The organism is Microbacterium sp. W4I20 (genome assembly GCF_030816505.1).
GTDB lineage: Bacteria > Actinomycetota > Actinomycetes > Actinomycetales > Microbacteriaceae > Microbacterium.
Genome location: NZ_JAUSYB010000001.1, coordinates 378,075 through 399,178, shown reverse-complemented (window position 1 = coordinate 399,178; position 21,104 = coordinate 378,075). Strand labels below are relative to the sequence as shown.

The following is a 21,104-nucleotide window of genomic DNA, read 5'->3' as shown; positions in this document are numbered from 1 at the left end:
GTCGAAGTCTTACGAATCGGGCGCAGGGCGCACTGCGGGGATCTATCGTCGAAGGGACGGCTCCACATTACGCCGTCTGCACGTCCACCCTCGTCCGCTCAATGCTTCGGAGAACCCATGGCCATCGAGTTCGATTCCTCCTCCCCCAAGTTCGCCGAGTACGCCGAACCCGGCCGTCTCGTGACCACCGAATGGCTCGCCGAGCGTCTGGGTGAACCGGGGCTCGTGGTGGTGGAGTCCGACGAAGACGTGCTGCTCTACGAGACGGGGCACATCCCGGGCGCCGTGAAGGTCGACTGGCACACCGAGCTCAACGACCCCGTGGTCCGGGATTACGTCGACGGCGAAGGATTCGCGGCGCTGCTCAGCCGCAAGGGGATCTCCCGCGACGACACGGTCGTCATCTACGGCGACAAGAACAACTGGTGGGCCGCCTACGCACTGTGGGTGTTCTCCCTCTTCGGCCACGAGGACGTGCGCCTCCTCGACGGGGGCCGCGACCGCTGGATCTCCGAAGGCCGCGAGGTCACGCGCGAGGCGACGACGCGCCCCGCGACCGACTACCCGGTGGTGGAGCGTGACGACTCCGTGATCCGCGCCTACAAGGACGACGTCCTCGCGCACATCGGCAGTCCGCTGATCGATGTCCGCTCCCCCGAGGAGTACAGCGGGGAGCGCACAACAGCTCCCGCCTACCCGGAGGAGGGCACGCTGCGGGCCGGCCACATCCCCACCGCGCAGAGCGTGCCGTGGGCGAAGGCGGTCGCCGAGGACGGCGGCTTCAAGAGCCGCGCAGAGCTCGACGCCATCTACCGCGACGGAGCCGGGCTGCAGGACGGCGACGACGTGGTGGCCTACTGCCGCATCGGTGAGCGCTCCAGCCACACCTGGTTCGTGCTGAAGCACCTGCTCGGCTTCGAGAACGTGCGCAACTACGACGGCTCCTGGACCGAATGGGGCAGCGCCGTCCGCGTCCCGATCGTGACGGGCGCCGAGCCCGGATCGGTCTGATCGTGGGAGGATGTCAGGGATGAGCACCACCGACGTTCCTGACATCCTCGCCGAGATCCGCGACGGTTTCCTGGAGACCCCCGAGTCCGATCGGCTCCTGCTGCTGCTCGAGTACTCGGATGAGCTCCCGCCCGTCTCCGACGAGGTCGCGAACCACCCCGAGATGTGCGAGCGCGTGGCCGAGTGCCAGTCCCCCGTGTACATCTACGTCGAGGTGACGGACGGCGTCGTCACGATGCACGCGACCGCGCCCGAAGAGGCACCGACGACGCGCGGATTCGCCAGCATCCTCGTCCAGGGCATCACCGGCCTCACGCCCGACGAGGTCCTCGCGATCCCGGACGACTACCCGCAGTCGATCGGCCTCACCAAGGCGGTCTCACCGCTGCGGATCGGCGGCATGACCGGGATGCTGATGCGGGCGAAGAAGCAGGTCAGGCAGAAGCGCTGAACCCGCGCGCGTCCAGCCACTGCGTGATGGCGTCGCTCCAGCCGGTCTGGTCGTAGTTCCAGATCTTGGTGTGGCGCGCCACCGAGAACTCCGGCATCGTCACGAGGTCGGGTCGCGCATCGCGCAGCGCCGACGACGAATCGATCGGCACGAAGCCGTCGTCCGCGCTGTGCAGGATCAGGATGGGGACGGAGAGCTCGGCCGCCCTGGCGACCATGTCGAGCCGGTCGAACGAGATCGCGTCGTCCGCCCCGCTCAAGCGTGCTGTGAGAGGGCGCTCGAGGGCGCTCATCGCCAGGCCGGGCAGCGGAGCCCTGACGCGGGCGATCCGCGCCTGGTAGCGCAGCACGGTCCGCCAGTCGACCACCGGGGACTCGAGGATGAGGCCGACGATGCGGTCCCGATGACCCGAGTTGACGGCTGTCTGCAGGGCCACCGCCCCGCCCATCGACCATCCCATCAGGATCACGCGCTCCGCTCCGTGGCGCAGCGCGTAGGCGATGGCCGCGTCGACGTCACGCCACTCCGACGCGCCGAGTGCATAAGCACCGGCCCGGCTGCGCGGGGCCTCAGAGTCATTGCGGTATGAGACGACCAGATTCGGGAGGCCGGCGGCGTGCAGCACGGGCACGGCCCGCAGGCACTCGACGCGCGTGGCCCCGCGTCCGTGCACCTGGATGACCCATGTCGACGAAGCGGCAGGGAAGTACCAGGCCGGGCACGGGCCCGAGGGCGAACCGATGAGCACGTTCTGCGAGGGCAGGTGCAGCTCGCTCGGTGCCGAGTAGTAGTACCCGCTGAAGGCCGCGCCGCGGTCGACCTGAGCGCCTGGTTCGATCTGCGTCAGCAGCTTCCGTCGAACGCTCACCGCGTCGGCGCTGAGCACGGCGCCGAGCTTCACATAGCCGTAGGTGCCGGTCGTGAACAGTCCGTAGCGGCCGGGGAGCTCCGTGTCGACGGTGCGGGTGAGCTCGATCGTCTGCGCCCCCGTGTCGACGGCCAGGATCTCCGTATCGACCCCGCGACGCATCGGGGTGACGACCCGCCGAGCGACGCCGAAGACCAGGAAGGCCATGGACGCCCCCAGCGCGAGCAGCGCGGGGACAAGGAGCGCAACGGCGTGCCTGAGACTCTTCATCGCTTCCTGACTCTAGCCTGTTGCCGTGACCGCACCCCCCGATGCCGGGAGCCCTTTCGAGAGCGCGACGGCCGAATTGCGCGAGACCGCGTTCCGCGACGACATCACGGTGCGCGAGATCGCCACGCCGCAGGGCCTCGCCCCGTACGCCATCGCGCTCGCCGCCGACGTGCGTCCCGACGATGAAGGAGAGTCGGTGTACGGCACCGGACGCTTCGTCCTGCTGCACGACCCCGATGAACCGGGTGCCTGGGGCGGGGCCTGGCGCATCGTCATCTTCGCCCAGGCGCCGCTGGAGAACGACATCGGCACCGACCCCCTGCTGGCAGACGTCACGTGGTCGTGGCTGGTGGACGCTCTGGACTCCCGCGACGCGGGCTACCACTCGGAATCCGGCACCTCCACGAAGACGCTGTCGCGGGGTTTCGGGGCGCTCGCCGTCGAGGGCGACGGCGCACAGATAGAATTGCGGGCGTCCTGGACTCCGGATGGCCCGTTCCGACCGCACGTCGAAGCATGGGCCGAGCTGGTCGGAATGCTGGCGGGGCTTCCGCCAGGTTCCGAGGGCATCGCCGTGATCGGCGCGCGAAAGGCTGTACGTGACTGAATACTCCGTGATCTCTGATGCTGAGGGATTCCGCGCAGCCTGCGCTGTGCTCGCCGCGGGCACCGGGCCCGTCGCCGTCGACGTCGAGCGTGCTTCGGGCTTCCGCTATTCGCAGCGTGCGTATCTCGTGCAGGTGTTCCGCCGCGACGCCGGGGTGTTCCTGTTCGACCCCCCGCCCATCGGAGACTTCGCGCCGCTGCAGGAGGCCATCGGACAGGTGGAGTGGGTTCTGCACGCCGCGAGCCAGGATCTGCCCTCGCTGCGCGAGCTCCACCTCGAGCCGCCGACGATCTTCGACACGGAGCTGGCCTCGCGTCTCCTCGGACATGAGCGGGTTGGCCTCGGCGCCGTCGTCGAGGACACCCTCGGGATCACGCTGAAGAAGGAGCACTCGGCGTCGGACTGGTCCACACGGCCGCTTCCGGACTCGTGGCTGGACTACGCCGCACTCGACGTGCTGCACCTCATCGACGTGCGAGATGTACTCGTCGCCGAGCTCGAGGAGCAGGACAAGACGGAGTTCGCAGCCGAGGAGTTCGCGGCGACGTTGTCGCGGGCCCCCAAGCCGCCGCGGGAGGATCCCTGGCGACGCCTGAGCGGCTTGCACCAGGTCCGCGGAGCCCGCAACCTCGCCGTGGCGCGGTCCCTGTGGCAGGCGCGGGAGTCGTTCGCGCAGGAACAGGACGTCTCTCCCGGGCGACTCGTTCCCGATCGCTCGCTGGTCGCCGCCGTCATGGCCAATCCCTCATCGAAGCAGGCACTCGCCGGCGTCAAGGAGTTCCAGGGTCGCGCCAGCCGCAGCCAGCTGGATCGGTGGTGGCAGGCGATCGTCGACGGCCGCGCGGCCGAAGACCTCCCCCGCGAACGCGTGCCGAGCGACACTCTGCCTCCGCCTCGCGCGTGGGCCGATCGCAACCCCGAGGCCGATGCCCGGCTCAAGGCGGCGCGGCCCGTCGTGGAGGGTGTCGCCGAAGGACTCGGGATGCCGACCGAGAATCTGCTGACGCCGGAGTTCCTGCGTCGGGTGGCGTGGGACGTCCCCGGCGAATCCGCCGAAGAGATCGGTGCGGCCCTCTCGGCGCTCGGCGCACGGCCGTGGCAGATTGCACAGACCGCACAGAAGATCGCGGATGCCTTTGTAGAGGCGGCGCAAGAGCCGGACACCACGCCCGCGCCCGCTTCGTAGGTTCGATCCAACCGATTCTTCCCGGTTTCTGCGGCTTCATAGACTGAGGCGACCGCACAAACTTGGAGGCAGAGTGGCCGAGATCTCGGACGTCTTCTTCGTCGATGGAGTGCGCACCCCCTTCGGGCGCGCCGGCGAAAAAGGCCAGTACTGGAACACCCGCGCGGATGACCTCGCCGTCAAGGCGACCATCGGCCTGATGGAGCGGAACGCGGCCGTGCCGGCCGACCGCATCGACGATGTCGCGATCGCGGCGACGAGCCAGACCGGAGACCAGGGCCTCACCCTCGGGCGCTCCGTGGCGATCCTCGCCGGGCTCCCGCAGACCGTTCCCGGACTCGCCGTCGAGCGCATGTGCGCCGGTGCGATGACCAGCGTCACCACCATGGGCGCCTCGATCGGCGTCGGAATGTACGACCTCGCCCTCGCCGGTGGCGTCGAGCACATGGGACACCACCCGATCGGCGGCAACGCCGACCCGAACCCGCGCTTCGTCGCCGAGAAGATGGTCGATCCCGGTGCCCTCAACATGGGCGTCACCGCCGAGCGCATCTTCGACCGGTTCCCGCACCTCACCAAGGAGCGCTCCGACCGCTACGGCATGCTGAGCCAGCACAAGGTGCAGGCGGCCTACGATGCGGGAAAGATCCAGCCCGATCTGGTGCCGGTCGCCATCAAGGGCGCCGACGGCGCCTGGGGCCTCGCCACCGAGGACGAGGGTCGTCGCCCGCAGACGACGATGGAGGATCTCGCCGCACTGAAGACGCCGTTCCGTCCGCACGGTCGCGTGACCGCCGGCACCTCGTCCCCCCTCACCGACGGCGCGACCATGTCGCTGCTCGCCGGTGGCGGTGCGGTGAAGGAGCTGGGCCTGGCGCCGAAGATGCGCATGGTCTCGTTCGCGTTCGCCGGTGTGCAGCCGGAGATCATGGGCATCGGACCGATCCCGTCCACGGAGAAGGCGCTGAAGAAGGCCGGACTCGACATCTCCGACATCGGCCTGTTCGAGTTGAACGAGGCCTTCGCCATCCAGGTGATCTCGCTTCTCGATCACTTCGGCATCGCGGACGACGACCCCCGGGTCAACCAGTGGGGCGGCGCGATCGCGGTCGGCCACCCGCTGGCGGCATCCGGTGTTCGCCTGATGATCCAGCTCGCGGCGCAGTTCGCCGAGCGCCCCGACGTCCGCTACGGCCTGACAGCGATGTGCGTCGGCCTGGGGCAGGGCGGTTCCGTCATCTGGGAGAACCCGCACTTCGACGGAAAGAAGAGGAAGTAGTGAGCTACGACGACATCGACTTCTCGCCCATTCAGGCACTCACCGAGGGAGAGGTCATCACGCACTCCCCGGTGCGCGACATCCGACTCGCCTCCGGCAAGGTCCTGGCCCTGATCACGCTCGACAACGGACGCGATCACAACCGACCCAACACTCTGGGCCCGGCCACGCTCACCGAACTGGGCGAGACCCTCGACGGTCTGCGTGCACGCGCAGCCTCGGGTGAGATCCAGGCCGTCGGCATCACCGGCAAGCAGTACATCATGGCCGCCGGCGCCGATCTCTCCGACATCAGCAAGGTCGGCTCACGCGACAACGCACGGTTGATCGCGCAGCTGGGGCACAAGGTCTTCACGAAGCTCGGCGATCTGGGCGTGCCGTCCTTCGCCTTCGTGAATGGGCTCGCACTCGGGGGCGGGCTCGAGATCGCACTGAACTCCTCGTACCGGACGGTCGATGCGTCGGCCGCCGCGGTCGCTCTTCCCGAGGTCTTCCTCGGCATCATTCCGGGATGGGGCGGCGCCTACCTGCTGCCGAACCTGATCGGCATCGAGAACGCCCTCGAGGTCGTCATCTCGAACCCGCTCAAGCAGAACCGGATGCTGAAGCCCCAGCAGGCGTTCGACCTCGGGATCTTCGACGCGATCTTCCCCGCTGCCACGTACCTCGAGAACTCGCTGGCCTGGGCCGACGCGGTCCTCGGCGGCAAGAAGGTCGAGCGCAAGAACGAGCCGGGCAAGATCGAACGCCTGACGAAGTGGCCGATCGCCATCAAGATGGCGCGCGGCATGCTGGAGTCGAAGATCGGCACCGTCCCGAAGTCGCCGTACGCCGCACTCGACCTGCTCGACAAGGCGAAGAGCGGCACCAAGGCGGAGGGCTTCGCGCGCGAGGACGAGGCTCTGGCCGAACTCGTCACGGGCGACCAGTTCGCCGCCTCCATGTATGCGTTCGATCTCGTGCAGAAGCGCGCGAAGCGTCCCGTCGGCGCGCCCGACAAGGAGCTGGCGAAGAAGGTCACCAAGGTCGGCATCATCGGTGCGGGCCTCATGGCGAGCCAGTTCGCCCTCCTGTTCGTGCGCAAGCTGCAGGTGCCCGTGCTCATCACCGACCTCGACCAGGCGCGCGTCGACAAGGGCGTGGCATACATCCACGAGGAGATCGGCAAGCTCGAGGCCAAGGGGCGTCTCGACTCCGACGCCGCGAACAGGCTGCGCGCGCTCGTCACCGGCACCACGGACAAGAGCCTCTATGCCGACTGCGACTTCGTGATCGAGGCCGTGTTCGAGGAGGTCGGCGTCAAGCAGCAGGTGTTCGGTGAGATCGAGAAGATCGTCGCCGAAGACGCGATCCTCGCGACCAACACCTCTTCGCTGTCGGTCGAGGAGATCGGCTCGAAGCTCGCACACCCCGAGCGGCTCGTCGGCTTCCACTTCTTCAACCCGGTCGCGGTGATGCCGCTGATCGAGATCGTGAAGACGCCGACCACGGCGGATGCCGCGCTGTCGACAGCGTTCGTCGTCGCGAGGAACCTGGGGAAGAACGCGGTGCTCACCGCCGACGCCCCCGGATTCGTCGTGAATCGGCTGCTCGCCAAGGTCATGGGCGAAGCCGCTCGCGCCGTCTACGAGGGCACCCCGATCGCCGATGTCGAGAAGGCGTTCGGTCCGCTCGGCCTCCCGATGGGACCGTTCCAGCTGATCGACCTGGTCGGGTGGAAGGTCGCCGCCCACGTGCAGGACACGATGGTGCATGCGTTCCCCGACCGCTTCTACGCGAACGAGAACTTCCACGCTCTCGCCGAGCTGGACGCGGTCGTGGAGACGGACAAGGGTGGCCGGGTCACCGGCTGGACGAAGCAAGCCGAGAAGCTGCTGAAGCCCGCGGTCGGCAAGGCACCGGCATCCGCCGCCACCATCCTGCAGCGAGTGCAGGACGGTCTGGCGACGGAGATCAAGCTGATGCTCGACGAGGGCGTCGTTCCCGAGGTCGAGGACATCGACCTCTGCCTCATCCTCGGGGCCGGCTGGCCGTTCATCGACGGCGGCGCCTCGCCGTACCTCGATCGTGAGGGAGCGTCGGAGCGCGCCTTCGGCGGATCGTTCCACACGCCGCAGATCCGCGGCATCGAGAGCCGCTGACCGGCTGATCGCAAGGCGAAGCGCCCCACCGGATTCTCGCGGATCCGTGGGGCGCTTCGTCGTCCGCCGACGCCGAGGTCACGTCGCCGACTGCGACGGTCTCGTGTCCTCCTCGCCATGGCGGGGCCAATGCGACAGCGCCCGCTCGGCGAGAGCGGTGATCGTCAGCGACGGATTCACCCCGGGGTTCGCAGGAACGGCGGCGCCGTCGACGACATGCAGTCCGGAGTGGCCCCACACCCGGTGGTAGGCGTCGATCACGCCGCTCTCCCGCGTCTCGGAGATCACGGCCCCGCCGAGGAAGTGCGCCGTGAGCGGGATTCCGAACACCTCCGGCCAGGATCCGCGGGCCTCCGCGTCCACGCCGCCCTCGCTGCGGATCCGCGCCGCGATCGCCGCGGCTGCCGCATGCGCCTGCGGAAGGTGGCTCGGGTTCGGCTCGCCGTGACCCTGCTCGCTCGTCATGACCAGACGACCGAGACGTCGCCTCAGCGACAGGGTGAGTGAGTTGTCCGCCGTCTGCATGACCAGGGCGATGATGCCGCGTTCGCTCCACCGCCGCAGCGAACCCAGGCGGAACTGGCGGATCGGCGACCGCAGAGCGCGTCCGATCACGCCGCCGAGGCGACGGGTGAGCGAGCCTTCGCCGCGCACCATCACCGTCGCGAGTGCGCCCATCAGGTTCGACCCCGGTCCGTAGCGGACGTTCTCGACGTGCGTGCGCTCGTCCACGTGGAACGAGGTGGTGATCGCCACTCCTCGAGCCAGCTGCAGAGACGTAGGCACCTTCGTCGCGACGGCGCCGTCGAGGGCCTCGGAGTTGGTGCGGGTGAGCCGCCCGACGGCATCCGAGATATGCGGGAGCGCACCGGAGCGCCGCATCCGGTGCAGAAGCTGCTGTGTGCCCCAGGTGCCGGCGGCGAGCACCACCTGCCCCGCCGTGACGGTGCGCCGGTCGTGCCGCACCCAGGCGCCGCTGCGCTGCGTCGTGACGGCGAAGCCGCCGCGCTCGAGCTCACGCACCTCCGTCACCGTGCGCATCGGCTCGATGACCGCGCCGCGGCGTTCCGCGAGGGCGAGATAGTTCTTCATCAGGGTGTTCTTCGCGCCGACGCGGCATCCGACCATGCAGTTCCCGCAGAGGGTGCAGCCGGTGCGCTCCGGGCCCTCTCCCCCGAAGAACGGATCGGCGGTCCGCTCCCCCGGTTTCCCGAACCAGACGCCGACGGGCGCGTGCCGGAAGGTGGCACCGACGCCGAGGTCGTCGGCGGCGCCCGCCATGATCCGCTCCACCGGTCCGCTGTGGGGGTAGTGCTCGACGACCCCGAGCATCCGCTTCGCCGTGGCGTAGTGGGGCGCGAGCTCCGATTCCCACTCGGCGATCCGTGCCCACTGCCGGTCCGCGAAGAACGCGGCACCCGGCTGATAGAGCGTGTTGGCGTAGTTGAGCGAGCCACCTCCCACACCGGCTCCCGCGAGGATCATCACATGCGGCAGACGATGGATGCGCTGGATCCCGAAGCATCCGAAGGCCGGAGCCCAGAGATAGCGACGCACGTTCCAGCTGGTCTTCGCGAAGTCCTCGTCCTCGAAGCGTCGCCCCGCCTCGAGCACACGCACTCGGTAGCCCTTCTCAGTCAGACGCAGAGCCGCGACGGAGCCGCCGAACCCCGAGCCGACGACGACGACGTCCTCATCGAAGACGGTCATGCGCGGCCCTCTCCGACGGGACCATCACGGTCAGAGCCGCAGCCCGCACCGAGATGGTGCACTCGTCCTCTCCGAGGCGCTCGCCATCCGCATACACGACCAGTCCCGGTGCGCTCACGGTCACCGTGCGCGCTCGTCGATGAGTCACCTCGCGGCGTGAGAGGTGGCGACCGGTCAGGAGAAGTGGGAAGAGTCGGAGCAGCCGCAGACGTCCGACGCGCGAGACCTGCACGAGATCCAGCATCCCGTCGTCCGGCGATGCTCCGACGCACACCGGCATCCCGCCGCCGTAGCTCGCGGTGTTGCCCACGGCCACGAGCGTGCCGAGAAAGGTCACGGGGTGTTCCCCATCAGCCCTGACGGTGAAGCTCAGCGGCCGGAGCCGGACGAGTTCGATGACCAGCGCCAGGTAGTACCGCAGAGCGCCGTGCGGCCAGCGCAACCTGTTCGTGCGGTCACTGACCTTGGCATCGAAACCCAGGGCCGCGACAGTCAGGAAGGGCGCGGCGCGGTCGGGAGTGCGCACCTCGCCGACGTCGATCCTTCGGGGGGTGCCGCTGAGTGCGAGTTCGGCCGCGGCGGCGACGTCATGCCGCGGAAGATCGAGGGCGCGAGCGAGGTCGTTGCCCGTGCCCGCGGCCACGAGCGCGACGGGTACGGATGCCGCGCAGACCGCCTCGAGGATGCCGGAGAGCGTGCCATCGCCTCCGATCACCACGAACACGTCGGGGCTCTCGGCGAGTGCTCGCTCAGCGAGTCTCCTGGTCGCCTCGGCGGAATCGCCGGAGTAGAGCCGCACGTCGGCGCCGCTCGCACGCAGGTGCGCGAGAGCCTGTTCCGTCGCCGAGCGACCGCGCCCCTTGCCGGCGAGCGGATTCGACAGCAGCGCGATATGTCCCACCTCAGCCGGCCTTCGCGGGTACGGCATCCGCGGGGATGATCGCGCCGGGGTTCATGATGCCGTGGGGGTCGAGTTCGCGCTTGATGGCGGTGAGGATGCGGATGCCGGTCTCCCCGATCTCGTGAGCGAGCCAGGGAGCGTGGTCTCGCCCCACCGCATGGTGGTGACTGATGGTACCGCCGGCCGCCAGGATCGCGTCGTTCACGCCTGCCTTCACTCCCGCCCAGGTGGCGAGCGGATCCACGCGGATGCCGGAGAGCACGGTGAAGTACAGCGACGCACCCGTCGGGTAGATGTGGGAGACATGGCACATCACGGAGGACCTCGCCCCGGCAGCAGCGAATCCAGCGCGCAGAGCAGTCTCCACCGCCGAACGAAGATTCTGCAGGTCGGCCCACGTGGTCGCCGTCTCGAGCGTCTCGCAGAAGACACCCGCGTCGAGCAGGGAGTCACGCAGGTACGGTCCGTCGAAGCGCCCGTGCAGCCAGTCCTCGGCCGCGCCCTGGCCGGCCGAGGTTCCCCCGGCGGCCGCGAGCAGAGCAGCGGTGGCGGCCCGCCGCTCGGCGATGCCCTCGCCCTCGTACACGGTCACGACGCTCGCCCCCTGGCGCAGCGCCTTGCCGACCTTGCCCAGCTGAGCGAGGCTGACGGCGGTCTCCGCCTCGTCGGACAACCGGATCACGGTCGGCCCGCCGCCGCTCTGAGCGACCCGGCGCAGTCCCTCCGCGCCCGCAGCGAAGTCCGGGAACGACCAGGACTCCAGTACGCGGTCTTGAGGAATCGGGTGCACCCGCACCCGGACCGCGGTGATGACGCCGAAGATCCCCTCCGATCCGAGGAACACCCGCACGAGGTCAGGGCCGGCCGCTGAGCCCGGCGCGCGTCCGAGGTCGATGTCGCCGGTGGGGGTCGCGACGCGCAGCCCGGTCACCATCGTGTCGAACCGTCCGTAGCCGGCGGAGTTCTGCCCGGACGAACGCGCGGCGGCGAACCCGCCGATGGTCGCGTAGCGGAAGCTCTGCGGATAGTGGCCCAGCTCGAATCCGTGCGCGGACAACAGTGCCTCCGCTTCCGGTCCGGTCGTGCCCGCCGCGAGCACCGCCTCTCCGCTGACCGCATCGAACCCGATGAGCCCGGTGAGTCGACGGAGATCCAGGCTGACCACGGCGCGGTGCCTCCCGCGCTCAGGATCGAGCGCGCCCACCACGCTCGTGCCGCCGCCGAACGGGATCACGGCGATGCCGCGGTCCGTCGCTGCGGCGAGACACGCCTGCACTTCGTCGTGCGTCCCCGGCCGCAGGACCGCATCCGGGACGAGCTGCTCCCGCTCGCGTCGTCTGAGGAGGTCGGAGGTCGAGCGACCACCGGCGTGGCGGATGCGGGCCTCATGCGATGTATCGACGTACTCGCGCCCTACTGCGGAGCCCAGCGCGGCGACATCATCGGCAGTCAGGGCGCTCGGCGCCACGAGCACCTCATCGAGGCCGATCGAAGGCGCCGGGCGCCGTAAGCGCCCCAACAGGAGCGGCAGAAGGGACCGTACCGGAAGAGGGAGGTCGCGGGCGCGGGCGGGATCGCCCCAGCCGTTCCATCTCATCGAATCCGCTGCGGCACCGCTGCCGTTCTCCGCCGTCATGGGTTACAGTGTGACACATTATGAAAGAACGTCAACCAGCGACCGAGTGGGAGATGCAGCGCCCCCGGTGGGATCCGCCCCAGGAGCGGATCCTGGATGCTGCCGACGTCCTCATCCAGCGGCGAGGCGTCCACGGCGTGTCGATCGCTGAGCTGGCGCGCCGCTCCGGTCTCAGCCGACCGACGATCTACCGCAGCTGGAACGATGCCGACGACGTGGTCCGCTCCGCACTGCTGCGTCGGGTCGTCGGGGTGATCGACCAGTTCCCCTCGCCGGCACGTTCACGGTCGGCCCTCGTGGACGATGTGATGACATTCACGGCCCTGTTCCGCGACGATGCGGTGTTCGGTCCCCTGCTCGCCGACGAACCCGAGGCGTTCACGCGCTACACGCTGCAGCGGGTCGGGTCGAGCCAGCGGATGATCCTGCAATGGCTCGCCTCCGCCATCGGCGCGGCCCAGGAAGACGGCTCCGTGCGCCGAGGCGCCCCGCAGGAGATCGCCGTGATGCTGCTGCTCATCGCTCAGTCCGCGGTGCTGTCGCAGGGAACCGTCGCCGACCTCATCGATGACGACGCGTGGGAGCGCGAGCTCCGCGCCGCGCTCGACGGCCACCTGCGCGTATGACCCCGCCGTCGAGCGACCTCGATCCGTCGCGACGGCGTCGGGAACTGCAACAGTCCGCCGCCGACACGACCGATGTGCTCGTGATCGGCGGCGGGATCACCGGCGCCGGTGTGGCCCTGGATGCGGCGTCCCGGGGCCTGTCCGTCACCCTGATCGAGGCCGAAGACCTGGCGTTCGGCACGAGTCGGTTCAGCTCGAAGCTCGTGCACGGCGGCCTCCGCTACCTGGCGACCGGCGACGTGGCGACCGCACGCGAGAGCGCTGTCGAGCGCCATCTCCTCATGACGAGGATCGCCCCGCATCTGATCCGTCCGCTCGCTCAGCTGCTGCCGTTCCGTCCGGGTTTGACCTGGCGTCAGAGGGCAGCGGGTGGGGTCGGCATGGCGCTGGGCGACCTGCTCCGTATGCAGGCACGGACGCCGCGCTCCGTGCTGCCCGCCCCGCGCCCTGTGACGGCGCGCACGGCCACACGACTTTTCCCGGCGCTCGACCCGCGGGGTCTGCACGGAGGGATGCTGTCGTACGACGGCCAGCTGATCGACGACGCGCGCCTCGTCGTCACCGTGGCTCGAACCGCCGCGGCGCAGGGCGCTCGCATCTTGACGCGCGTGCGCGCCGAGCGTCTGAGCGCCGATGGGGCCGATGCGTTCGACGCGCTCACCGGCGAGCGGTTCCGCATCCGCGCGCGCAGCGTGATCAATGCGACGGGAGTCTGGGCAGGGACCCTCGACGACGCGATCGCCATGCGTCCGAGTCGCGGCACGCATATCGTGCTGGACGCCGCCGATCTCGGTCATCCCCCGGCGGCGTTGACCATCCCCCACGAAGGATCGATCAGCCGGTACGTCTTCGCGCTCCCCCAGCGTCTGGGACGAGTCATCGTGGGGCTCACCGATGAGGACGCTCCCGGACCGATTCCTCGGATCGCCGAGGCCACCGAGGCCGAGATCGCCTTCCTCCTCGCTACCCTGAACCGGGTCGTGGCCACGCCGATCCGACGGGAACAGGTCCGCGGGACGTTCGCCGGGCTCCGCCCCCTGGTCGACAGCGGCGAGGGCGCCACGGCAGACGTGTCGCGCCGGCACCTCGTCGCCGTGTCGGAGGGAGGGTTCGTCAACGTCCTCGGCGGAAAGCTCACGACATATCGGCGGATGGCGGAGGATGCGGTCGACTTCGCGGCGCGGATTCGCGGGCTCGACGCCCCACCGAGCAGGTCGGCGAGTCTGCGGCTGGTCGAGGACGACGTCCTCGGGCGTGCCACCGTCGAGGAACCGGATGCCGGTATCGCGCAGGGCGTCGCCGTCACCCGGGCGGAGATCGAGTTCGCGGTGCGCGCAGAGGGGGCGATGACGACGGATGACGTGCTCGAGCGGCGCACACGGATCGGTCTCATCGAAGCGGACGGTGACCGGTGCCGCGGCGCAATCGACCGGATCGTGACGCAGACTCTCGCAGAGTTCGACTGAATCGGAACGCCCGCCGTGGGCAGCCGCGACGGGCTCCCCTCAGCGACGCTCGTGCAGCGGCAGATCGATCGCTCCGGTCTCACCGGCATGACGGGCCACGGGGATCCGAGTGCCGAGCACCTGCGAGACGATGTCCTGTGCGATCTTCGACGGGGTGAGGCCGGCATCCGTCAGGATCTGGTCTCGCGAGGCATGGTCGATGAACTCGTCGGGAAGCCCGAGTTCGTCGACGGCCGTGTCGATGCCTGCTTCGCGGAGCACCTGACGCACCCGCGTACCGATCCCGCCGACCCGGATCCCGTCCTCCAAGGTGATCACGAGCCGATGCTGGGCAGCGAGGCTCACAACCGAGGGCTGCACCGGGATCGCCCAGCGAGGATCGATCACGGTCGCTCCGATCCCCTGGGCACGCAGGCGCTCGGCGACGTCCATGGCGAGGGCGGCGAATGGACCGATCGCGACGATCAGCACGTCTTCCGACTCGCCGCGCGCCAGCACGTCGACACCGTCGTCCAGCCGGTCTATCGCGGGCAGGTCGACGGCGAGATCACCCTTCGGGAAGCGGATGACCGTCGGCGCGTCGTCGACCTCCACCGCCTCTTCGAGAGCCTCGGTCAGGCGAGCACCGTCACGAGGGGCGGCGATGCGGATGTGCGGCACGATCTGCAGCATCGCCAGGTCCCACATGCCGTGATGACTCGGCCCGTCCGGACCGGTCACGCCCGCACGATCGAGGACGAAGGTGACGCCGGCACGATGCAGGGCGACGTCCATCAGCACCTGGTCGAACGCCCGGCCCATGAAGGTGGCATAGAGCGCAACGACAGGATGCAGTCCGCCGAAGGCCAGTCCGGCAGCGGCGGTCACCGCGTGCTGCTCGGCGATGCCGACGTCGTACACGCGGTCGGGGAAGCGCTCGGCGAACGGCGCGAGACCGGTGGGGCGCAGCATGGCCGCCGTGATGGCGATCACGTCGTTGCGACGCTCGCCGATCGAGACGAGCGACTCGGAGAAGACATCCGTCCATCCGCGACCACCGGCGGTCAGTCCCTCACCGGTGAGGGGATCTATGCGTCCGACGGCATGGAACTGGTCGGCCTCGTCGTCGCGGGCGGGCTGGTAGCCGCGTCCCTTCTCGGTGATGGCGTGCACGATGACCGGGGCGCCGTACGACTTCGCCAGCTCCAGGGTCTCGAGCAGCATCGGCAGGTCGTGTCCATCCACCGGACCGAGGTACTTGATGTCGAGATTGGAATACAGCGCCTCGTTGTTCGTGAAGCGCGACAGGAATCCGTGCGTGCCGCCCCGTACGCCGCGGAACACCGCACGTCCGACCGGGCCGAACGCGCGGAACAGGCGGTCGGACTTGCGGTGGAGATCCTTATAGGTCGCGGCCGTGCGCACCCGGTTCAGATACCGCGACATGCCGCCGATGGTCGGCGCGTAGGAACGACCGTTGTCGTTCACGACGATGACCAGGTTGCGATCGTTGTCGTCGGAGATGTTGTTCAGGGCTTCCCAGGTCATCCCACCGGTCAGCGACCCGTCGCCCACGACGGCGACGACGTGCCGGTCGGCCCGACCGGTCGCGGTGAGCGCGCGCGAGACGCCGTCCGCCCAGCTCAGCGAGCTCGAGGCATGGGAGGACTCGACGACGTCGTGGGCGCTCTCCGAGCGCTGCGGGTACCCGGCCAGTCCGCCGCGCAGCCGCAGCCCGGAGAAGTCCTGTCGGCCCGTCAGCAGCTTGTGCACATACGACTGGTGCCCGGTGTCGAAGATGAAGGGGTCGTCCGGCGACTGGAACACGCGGTGCAGCGCGATCGTCAATTCGACGACGCCGAGGTTCGGGCCGAGGTGGCCACCGGTGCGCGACACGTTCTCGACGAGGAATGCGCGGATCTCCGCGGCCAGCTCGCCGAGCTGTTCGATGGACAGTGCGTCCAGATCACGGGGTCCTGAGATGCTCGGAAGAATGGGCATCTGCACCTCCTCACAGGCTCCGTCAGGGCGTCCGGGAAAGCGCCGGGCGGTCCTCCCGATCCTACCTCGCCCACCCGGCAAAGCTCGGTGAGCGACGGGGCCTTGACACGCGGAAGGGGCTCGGATCCAGAGATCCGAGCCCCTCCGGTCGAGCGATCAGACGAGCGAACGCAGCACGTACTGCAGGATGCCGCCGTTGCGGTAGTAATCCGCCTCACCGGGGGTGTCGATGCGGACGACCGCGTCGAACTCCACCGGCTGCTTGCCCTCGGGCGAGTGCTCGCTCGGGGTCGCGGTGACCTTGACCGTCTTCGGCGTGACGCCGTTGTTCAGCTCTTCGAGGCCCGTGATCGAGACGATCTCGGTGCCGTCGAGGCCCAGCGACTCCCAGCTCTCCCCGGCGGGGAACTGCAGCGGGACGACGCCCATTCCGATGAGGTTGGAGCGGTGGATGCGCTCGAAGCTCTCGGTGATGACCGCCTTGACGCCCAGGAGGCTGGTGCCCTTGGCCGCCCAGTCGCGCGACGAGCCGGAACCGTATTCCTTGCCACCGAAGATGACGAGCGGCGTGCCCTGCTCCTGGTAGTTCATGCTCGCGTCGTAGATGTACGACTGCGGGCCGCCGGGCTGCGTGAAGTCGCGGGTGAACCCGCCTTCGACGACCTGGCCGTCGTTGACCGCCGACACCATCGCGTTCTTGAGGCGGATGTTCGCGAACGTTCCGCGGATCATGACCTCGTGGTTGCCTCGACGCGAGCCGAAGGAGTTGAAGTCCTTGCGGTCGACACCGTGCGCGGTGAGGTACTCGGCGGCGGGCGTGCCGGTCTTGATGTTTCCGGCCGGCGAGATGTGGTCGGTGGTGACCGAGTCGCCGAGCGTCGCCATCACGCGTGCACCCTGGATGTCACTGACCGGGGTCAGCTCCATGGTCATGCCGTCGAAGTACGGCGCCTTACGCACGTAGGTGGAGTTCTCGTCCCACTGGAAGATCGCGTCATCCGGGGTGGGAAGGCTCCGCCAGCGCTCGTCGCCGTCGAACACCGTCGCGTACTGCTTGATGAACTGCTCGCGGGAGATCGACGAGTCGACGAGCTCCTGCACCTCGGCCGGCGTCGGCCAGATGTCCCGCAGGAAGACGTCTTCACCGTCGGTGCCCTTGCCGAGCGCGTCGTTCTCGAAGTCGAAGTGCATCGAGCCCGCGAGAGCGTAGGCGATCACCAGCGGCGGGCTGGCGAGGTAGTTCATCTTGACGTCGGGGCTGATGCGGCCCTCGAAGTTGCGGTTTCCCGAGAGGACGGCCGTGACGGCCAGGTCGTGCGAGTTGATCGCCTCGGAGACCTCTTCGATCAGCGGACCGGAGTTTCCGATGCAGATCGTGCAGCCGTAGCCGACCGTGTAGAAGCCGAGACCCTCGAGGTCCTTGTCCAGCCCGGACTTCTCGTAGTAGTCCGTGACGACCTTCGAACCCGGTCCGAGCGTGGTCTTGACCCACGGCTTCTGCTTCAGGCCCTTCTCGAGCGCCTTGCGGGCGACGAGCCCGGCGGCGATCATCACCGAGGGGTTCGACGTGTTGGTGCACGACGTGATCGCGGCGAGCGTGACGGCGCCGTTGTCGAGGATGTACTTCTCCCCCGACGGCGTCGTGACGGGCACGGGCTTCGAGGCGTTCGCCGGTGCACCGCTGTTGATGTGCACAGGGCGGGTCGTGGTCGGCTCCTCCTCGCCGGGGACCGAACCGGGGTCGGATGCCGGGAACGAGTGCTTCGACTCCAGGTCGACCACCGAGTCGGAGGTCGACGCGGAGGCGTAGGAGAGGATGTCCTGCTCGAACTGCGACTTCGCCTCGGAGAGGAGGATGCGGTCCTGCGGGCGCTTCGGGCCGGCGATCGACGGCACGACGGTGCCGAGGTCGAGCTCGAGGTACTCGCTGAAAGTGGGCTCCACCGACGCGTCGTGCCACAGCTTCTGCGTCTTGGCGTAGGCCTCGACGAGGGCGACGGCTTCTTCGCTGCGGCCGGTGAGGCGCAGGTAGTCGAGGGTCACGTCGTCGATCGGGAAGATGGCGGCCGTCGAGCCGAATTCCGGCGACATGTTGCCGATGGTGGCGCGGTTGGCGAGCGGGACGGAGGCGACGCCCTCGCCGTAGAACTCGACGAACTTGCCGACCACGCCGTGCTGGCGCAGCTGCTCGGTGATCGTGAGCACGACGTCGGTCGCGGTGACGCCGGCGGGGATCTCGCCGCTGAGCTTGAAACCGACGACGCGCGGGATGAGCATCGACACGGGCTGGCCGAGCATCGCGGCCTCGGCCTCGATGCCGCCGACGCCCCAGCCCAGCACGCCGAGGCCGTTGACCATCGTGGTGTGGGAGTCGGTGCCGACGCAGGTGTCGGGGTAGGCGCGCAGCACGCCGTCGACGTCACGGTCGTAGATGACCTTGGCCAGGTGCTCGATGTTCACCTGGTGGACGATGCCGGTGCCGGGCGGAACGACCTTGAAGTCGCTGAACGCCGTCTGGCCCCAGCGGAGGAACTGGTAGCGCTCGCCGTTGCGCTCGTACTCGATCTCGACGTTGCGCTCGAGGGCGTTCTCCGAGCCGAACAGGTCGGCGATGACCGAGTGGTCGATGACCATCTCGGCCGGCGAGAGCGGGTTGATCTTGTTCGCGTCGCCGCCGAGCGCGGTGACGGCCTCGCGCATGGTGGCGAGGTCGACGATGCAGGGCACGCCGGTGAAGTCCTGCATCACGACGCGGGCCGGCGTGAACTGGATCTCGGTGTTCGGCTCGGCCGCGGCATCCCACGAACCCAGCGCTTCGATCTGCGCCTTCGTCACGTTCGCGCCGTCCTCCGTGCGGAGGAGGTTCTCCAGGAGCACCTTGAGGCTGAACGGGAGCTTGTCGAAACCGGGCACCGTGTCGATGCGGAAGATCTCGTAGTCGGTGCTGCCGACCGTCAGGGTGCTCTTGGCACCGAAGCTGTTCACCGTGGACACGGATCCGTCTCCTTCTATTCGGATGGGAGCGACAGGCGCCTCCATCTTGCTCGCCAGCGAGCCCTTGCTGCCAGCAAGGCGGACCTAACTCAGTCTGCTCTTCACAGGTCGCGGGCGAAAGCCTGCAATTTATCTTGATGTCAAGATAAAATCTATCACGCCTGGACTGCTTCGTCCTCCTGCGGCGCGCGGGGATACAGCGCGCGCACGACCAGCCAGGTGACGGCGATCAACGGCGCGAACAGCGGCAGGCCCATGATGAGCTTCAGGGTGCCGAGTGCCGTGACCTGCTCGGTCAGATACAGCGGCAGCTGCACGGCGAGACGCGCGAAGAACAGCGCAGACCACGCGATGCCGAGCCAGAAGAAGGCGCGGCGCTTGCGGCGATCGTTGCGCCACGCAGTGCCCTCCCCCATCAGGAAGCCGGCGGCGAGCCCGATGAGCGACCAGCCGATCAGCGCCGAGACGAGGATCGCGGTGCCGTAGGCGGCATTCGTGATCAGTCCGGGGACGAAGTTGTCCTGCCCGCGACCGGTCCACAGTGCGAGCCCGGCCGCGGCCGCGGCCGCGATGAGTCCGCCGAGCGCCGCGGACGGAGGGGACTTCTGCACGAGGCGCGCGATCGTGAACAGTGCCGCGAGGCCCACGGAGACCCCGAGGGCGAGGATGAGCGGTTCCGGCTTGATCGTGTAGAGCACCACGAAGGCGAGGCTCGGCAATACGGATTCCAGGATGCCGCGCCATCCGCCGATGGCCGACCAGACCACCTTGTGCGTGGTCGAGCTCTCTGCAGGGTCGAGGCCCGCGCGGCGAGCGGCGCCGCCGAGCGCTGCGCCGAGGATGTCGGACGCACTCTGCTCGCGCTCCTCGACCCGGTCGGGCTCTGCTCCCGGCCGGCGCTCCGCGCCAGGCTCGGGCGCGCTCACGCCGATCCCGGCGTCGCCGGCATCTTCAGGGGGATCAGGTCGCGCGGGGGCATGGGAGCGCCGCCGCGGACGACCACGATGGAGCGGAACAGGTCCTCGACCTTCGCTGCGGCCTCCGGGTCGGAGGCGCCGGCCCCACCGATCACTCCGCGGAGGAACCACCGCGGGCCGTCGATGCCGATGAATCGAGCCAGTCGCAGGCCGGAACCCTCGTTCGCGGTCGCCGGCACCTCGGCGAGGAGCTCCTTGCCGAGAGCGCCGTCGCGCTCCTCGACCCGTCCGCCCTGCGCCTTGACCTGGTCGCGGAGTTGCACGCGCGTCTCGTCCCACAGGCCGCCGGAACGCGGGGCGGCGAACGGCTGCACCTGCAGCGACGAGTCGGCGTAGTCGAGACCGACGGCGACGATGCGCTTGGACTGCTCCTCGACCTCGAGGCGCAGATTCAGCCCTTCGCGCGGGAGGATCTTGATGCCGCCCAGGTCGATGTACGGGCGGACCGGGTTCGCCTCGGAGTCGTCGAACGGACCGTCGGTGGCGCGGTTGACGGGCGCCGGCTTCGAGGGTGTCTCGTTGTTGTCAGTCATTGGCCTGTCCTGCTTCGTTCTTGTGGAGCCCTGCCTGGTACCCGGTGGATCCGAATCCGCCGGCGCCGCGGACGCTGTCCGGCAGCTCGTCGACCGGGATGAACGTGGCTCGCGTCACGGGCATGATGATCAGCTGCGCGATGCGATCGCCGACCGCCACATCGTACGCGCTGCGGGTATCGGTGTTGATCAGGCTCACCTTGATCTCGCCGCGGTACCCGGCGTCGACCGTTCCCGGGGAGTTCACGATCGAGATGCCGTGCTTGGCCGCGAGTCCGCTCCGCGGCACCACGAACGCCGCATAGCCGTCGGGCAGCGCGATGCGCACCCCGGTCGCCACCAGAGCCCGGTCGCCCGGCTCCAGGTGCACCGCCTCCGCCGCGACGAGGTCGGCTCCGGCGTCACCCGGATGGGCGTAGCCGGGGACCACAGCGGCGATAATGGGGACATCAACGGAATCGGTCACCC

At 69.0% G+C, this 21,104-nt stretch carries 17 protein-coding genes; 8 read left to right on the top strand and 9 right to left on the bottom strand.

The genetic code is table 11. The features are described 5' to 3' along the window. Window positions 1–117 precede the first annotated feature (117 nt). Window positions 118–1,011 carry a sulfurtransferase gene (locus QFZ21_RS01910; protein ID WP_307373873.1) on the top strand — a complete coding sequence of 298 codons (894 nt, stop codon included), beginning with the start codon at window positions 118–120 and terminating at the stop codon, window positions 1,009–1,011. A gap of 19 nt (window positions 1,012–1,030) precedes the next feature. Then, a complete protein-coding gene (locus QFZ21_RS01905; protein WP_307373871.1) occupies window positions 1,031–1,462 on the top strand; it encodes a SufE family protein in 432 nt (143 codons plus the stop codon). Here QFZ21_RS01905 and QFZ21_RS01900 read toward each other — a convergent pair. Continuing rightward, a complete protein-coding gene (locus QFZ21_RS01900) occupies window positions 1,446–2,600 on the bottom strand; it encodes a S9 family peptidase (RefSeq protein ID WP_307373869.1) in 1,155 nt (384 codons plus the stop codon). The genes QFZ21_RS01905 and QFZ21_RS01900 overlap by 17 nt on opposite strands. 25 nt (window positions 2,601–2,625) lie before the next feature. On the opposite strand from QFZ21_RS01900, the gene QFZ21_RS01895 reads away from it, so the two are divergent. The 4 genes from QFZ21_RS01895 to QFZ21_RS01880 all read left to right on the top strand — a co-directional run bounded on the left by QFZ21_RS01895 (window position 2,626) and on the right by QFZ21_RS01880 (window position 7,813). Then, on the top strand, window positions 2,626–3,207 hold the full coding sequence (locus QFZ21_RS01895; RefSeq protein ID WP_307373867.1) for a DUF3000 domain-containing protein: 582 nt from the start codon (window positions 2,626–2,628) through the stop codon (window positions 3,205–3,207). Next, entirely contained in the window at window positions 3,200–4,393 is a 1,194-nt protein-coding gene (locus QFZ21_RS01890) for a ribonuclease D (RefSeq protein WP_307373866.1), read from the top strand. Before QFZ21_RS01895 ends, QFZ21_RS01890 begins: the two co-directional genes overlap by 8 nt. Window positions 4,394–4,466: 73 nt before the next feature. Further along, complete coding sequence (locus QFZ21_RS01885) at window positions 4,467–5,672, top strand: thiolase family protein (protein ID WP_307373864.1); 1,206 nt, start codon at window positions 4,467–4,469, stop codon at window positions 5,670–5,672. Continuing rightward, the gene (locus QFZ21_RS01880; RefSeq protein WP_307373862.1) at window positions 5,672–7,813 is read left to right on the top strand and encodes a 3-hydroxyacyl-CoA dehydrogenase NAD-binding domain-containing protein; all 2,142 of its coding nucleotides are present in this window, start codon (window positions 5,672–5,674) and stop codon (window positions 7,811–7,813) included. Before QFZ21_RS01885 ends, QFZ21_RS01880 begins: the two co-directional genes overlap by 1 nt. 78 nt (window positions 7,814–7,891) lie before the next feature. Here QFZ21_RS01880 and QFZ21_RS01875 read toward each other — a convergent pair whose 3' ends face one another. Genes QFZ21_RS01875 through QFZ21_RS01865 form a run of 3 tightly spaced genes read right to left on the bottom strand, consistent with a single transcriptional unit; the run spans window position 7,892 to window position 12,060 of the window. Further along, the gene (locus tag QFZ21_RS01875; protein WP_307373860.1) at window positions 7,892–9,523 is read right to left on the bottom strand and encodes an FAD-dependent oxidoreductase; all 1,632 of its coding nucleotides are present in this window, start codon (window positions 9,521–9,523) and stop codon (window positions 7,892–7,894) included. Beyond that, window positions 9,507–10,424, bottom strand: coding sequence for a diacylglycerol kinase family protein (locus QFZ21_RS01870; protein ID WP_307373858.1), 918 nt, complete (start codon window positions 10,422–10,424; stop codon window positions 9,507–9,509). Before QFZ21_RS01870 ends, QFZ21_RS01875 begins: the two co-directional genes overlap by 17 nt. 1 nt (window position 10,425) lies before the next feature. Then, window positions 10,426–12,060 (bottom strand): FAD-binding oxidoreductase, encoded by a 1,635-nt coding sequence (locus QFZ21_RS01865; RefSeq protein ID WP_307373857.1) that lies wholly within the window; start codon window positions 12,058–12,060, stop codon window positions 10,426–10,428. Between the two features lie 53 nt (window positions 12,061–12,113). Here QFZ21_RS01865 and QFZ21_RS01860 point away from each other — a divergent pair, with 53 nt between their 5' ends. After that, on the top strand, window positions 12,114–12,686 hold the full coding sequence (locus tag QFZ21_RS01860; RefSeq protein WP_307373855.1) for a TetR/AcrR family transcriptional regulator: 573 nt from the start codon (window positions 12,114–12,116) through the stop codon (window positions 12,684–12,686). Beyond that, window positions 12,683–14,152 (top strand): glycerol-3-phosphate dehydrogenase/oxidase, encoded by a 1,470-nt coding sequence (locus QFZ21_RS01855; protein ID WP_307373853.1) that lies wholly within the window; start codon window positions 12,683–12,685, stop codon window positions 14,150–14,152. Before QFZ21_RS01860 ends, QFZ21_RS01855 begins: the two co-directional genes overlap by 4 nt. A gap of 39 nt (window positions 14,153–14,191) precedes the next feature. Here QFZ21_RS01855 and dxs read toward each other — a convergent pair whose 3' ends face one another. The 5 genes from dxs to dut form a co-directional block, all read right to left on the bottom strand. Continuing rightward, on the bottom strand, window positions 14,192–16,132 hold the full coding sequence (gene dxs, locus QFZ21_RS01850; RefSeq protein ID WP_307373851.1) for a 1-deoxy-D-xylulose-5-phosphate synthase: 1,941 nt from the start codon (window positions 16,130–16,132) through the stop codon (window positions 14,192–14,194). Window positions 16,133–16,288: 156 nt separating this feature from the next. Continuing rightward, the gene (locus QFZ21_RS01845) at window positions 16,289–19,126 is read right to left on the bottom strand and encodes an aconitate hydratase (protein ID WP_307373849.1); all 2,838 of its coding nucleotides are present in this window, start codon (window positions 19,124–19,126) and stop codon (window positions 16,289–16,291) included. Between the two features lie 155 nt (window positions 19,127–19,281). Next, window positions 19,282–20,052: a DUF3159 domain-containing protein gene (locus tag QFZ21_RS01840; RefSeq protein ID WP_373425989.1), complete on the bottom strand. Its 771-nt coding sequence runs from the start codon at window positions 20,050–20,052 to the stop codon at window positions 19,282–19,284. Then, window positions 20,049–20,636, bottom strand: coding sequence for a DUF3710 domain-containing protein (locus tag QFZ21_RS01835; protein ID WP_307373847.1), 588 nt, complete (start codon window positions 20,634–20,636; stop codon window positions 20,049–20,051). Before QFZ21_RS01835 ends, QFZ21_RS01840 begins: the two co-directional genes overlap by 4 nt. Beyond that, window positions 20,629–21,102 (bottom strand): dUTP diphosphatase, encoded by a 474-nt coding sequence (gene dut, locus QFZ21_RS01830; protein ID WP_307373845.1) that lies wholly within the window; start codon window positions 21,100–21,102, stop codon window positions 20,629–20,631. Before dut ends, QFZ21_RS01835 begins: the two co-directional genes overlap by 8 nt. Window positions 21,103–21,104: the final 2 nt, after the last annotated feature.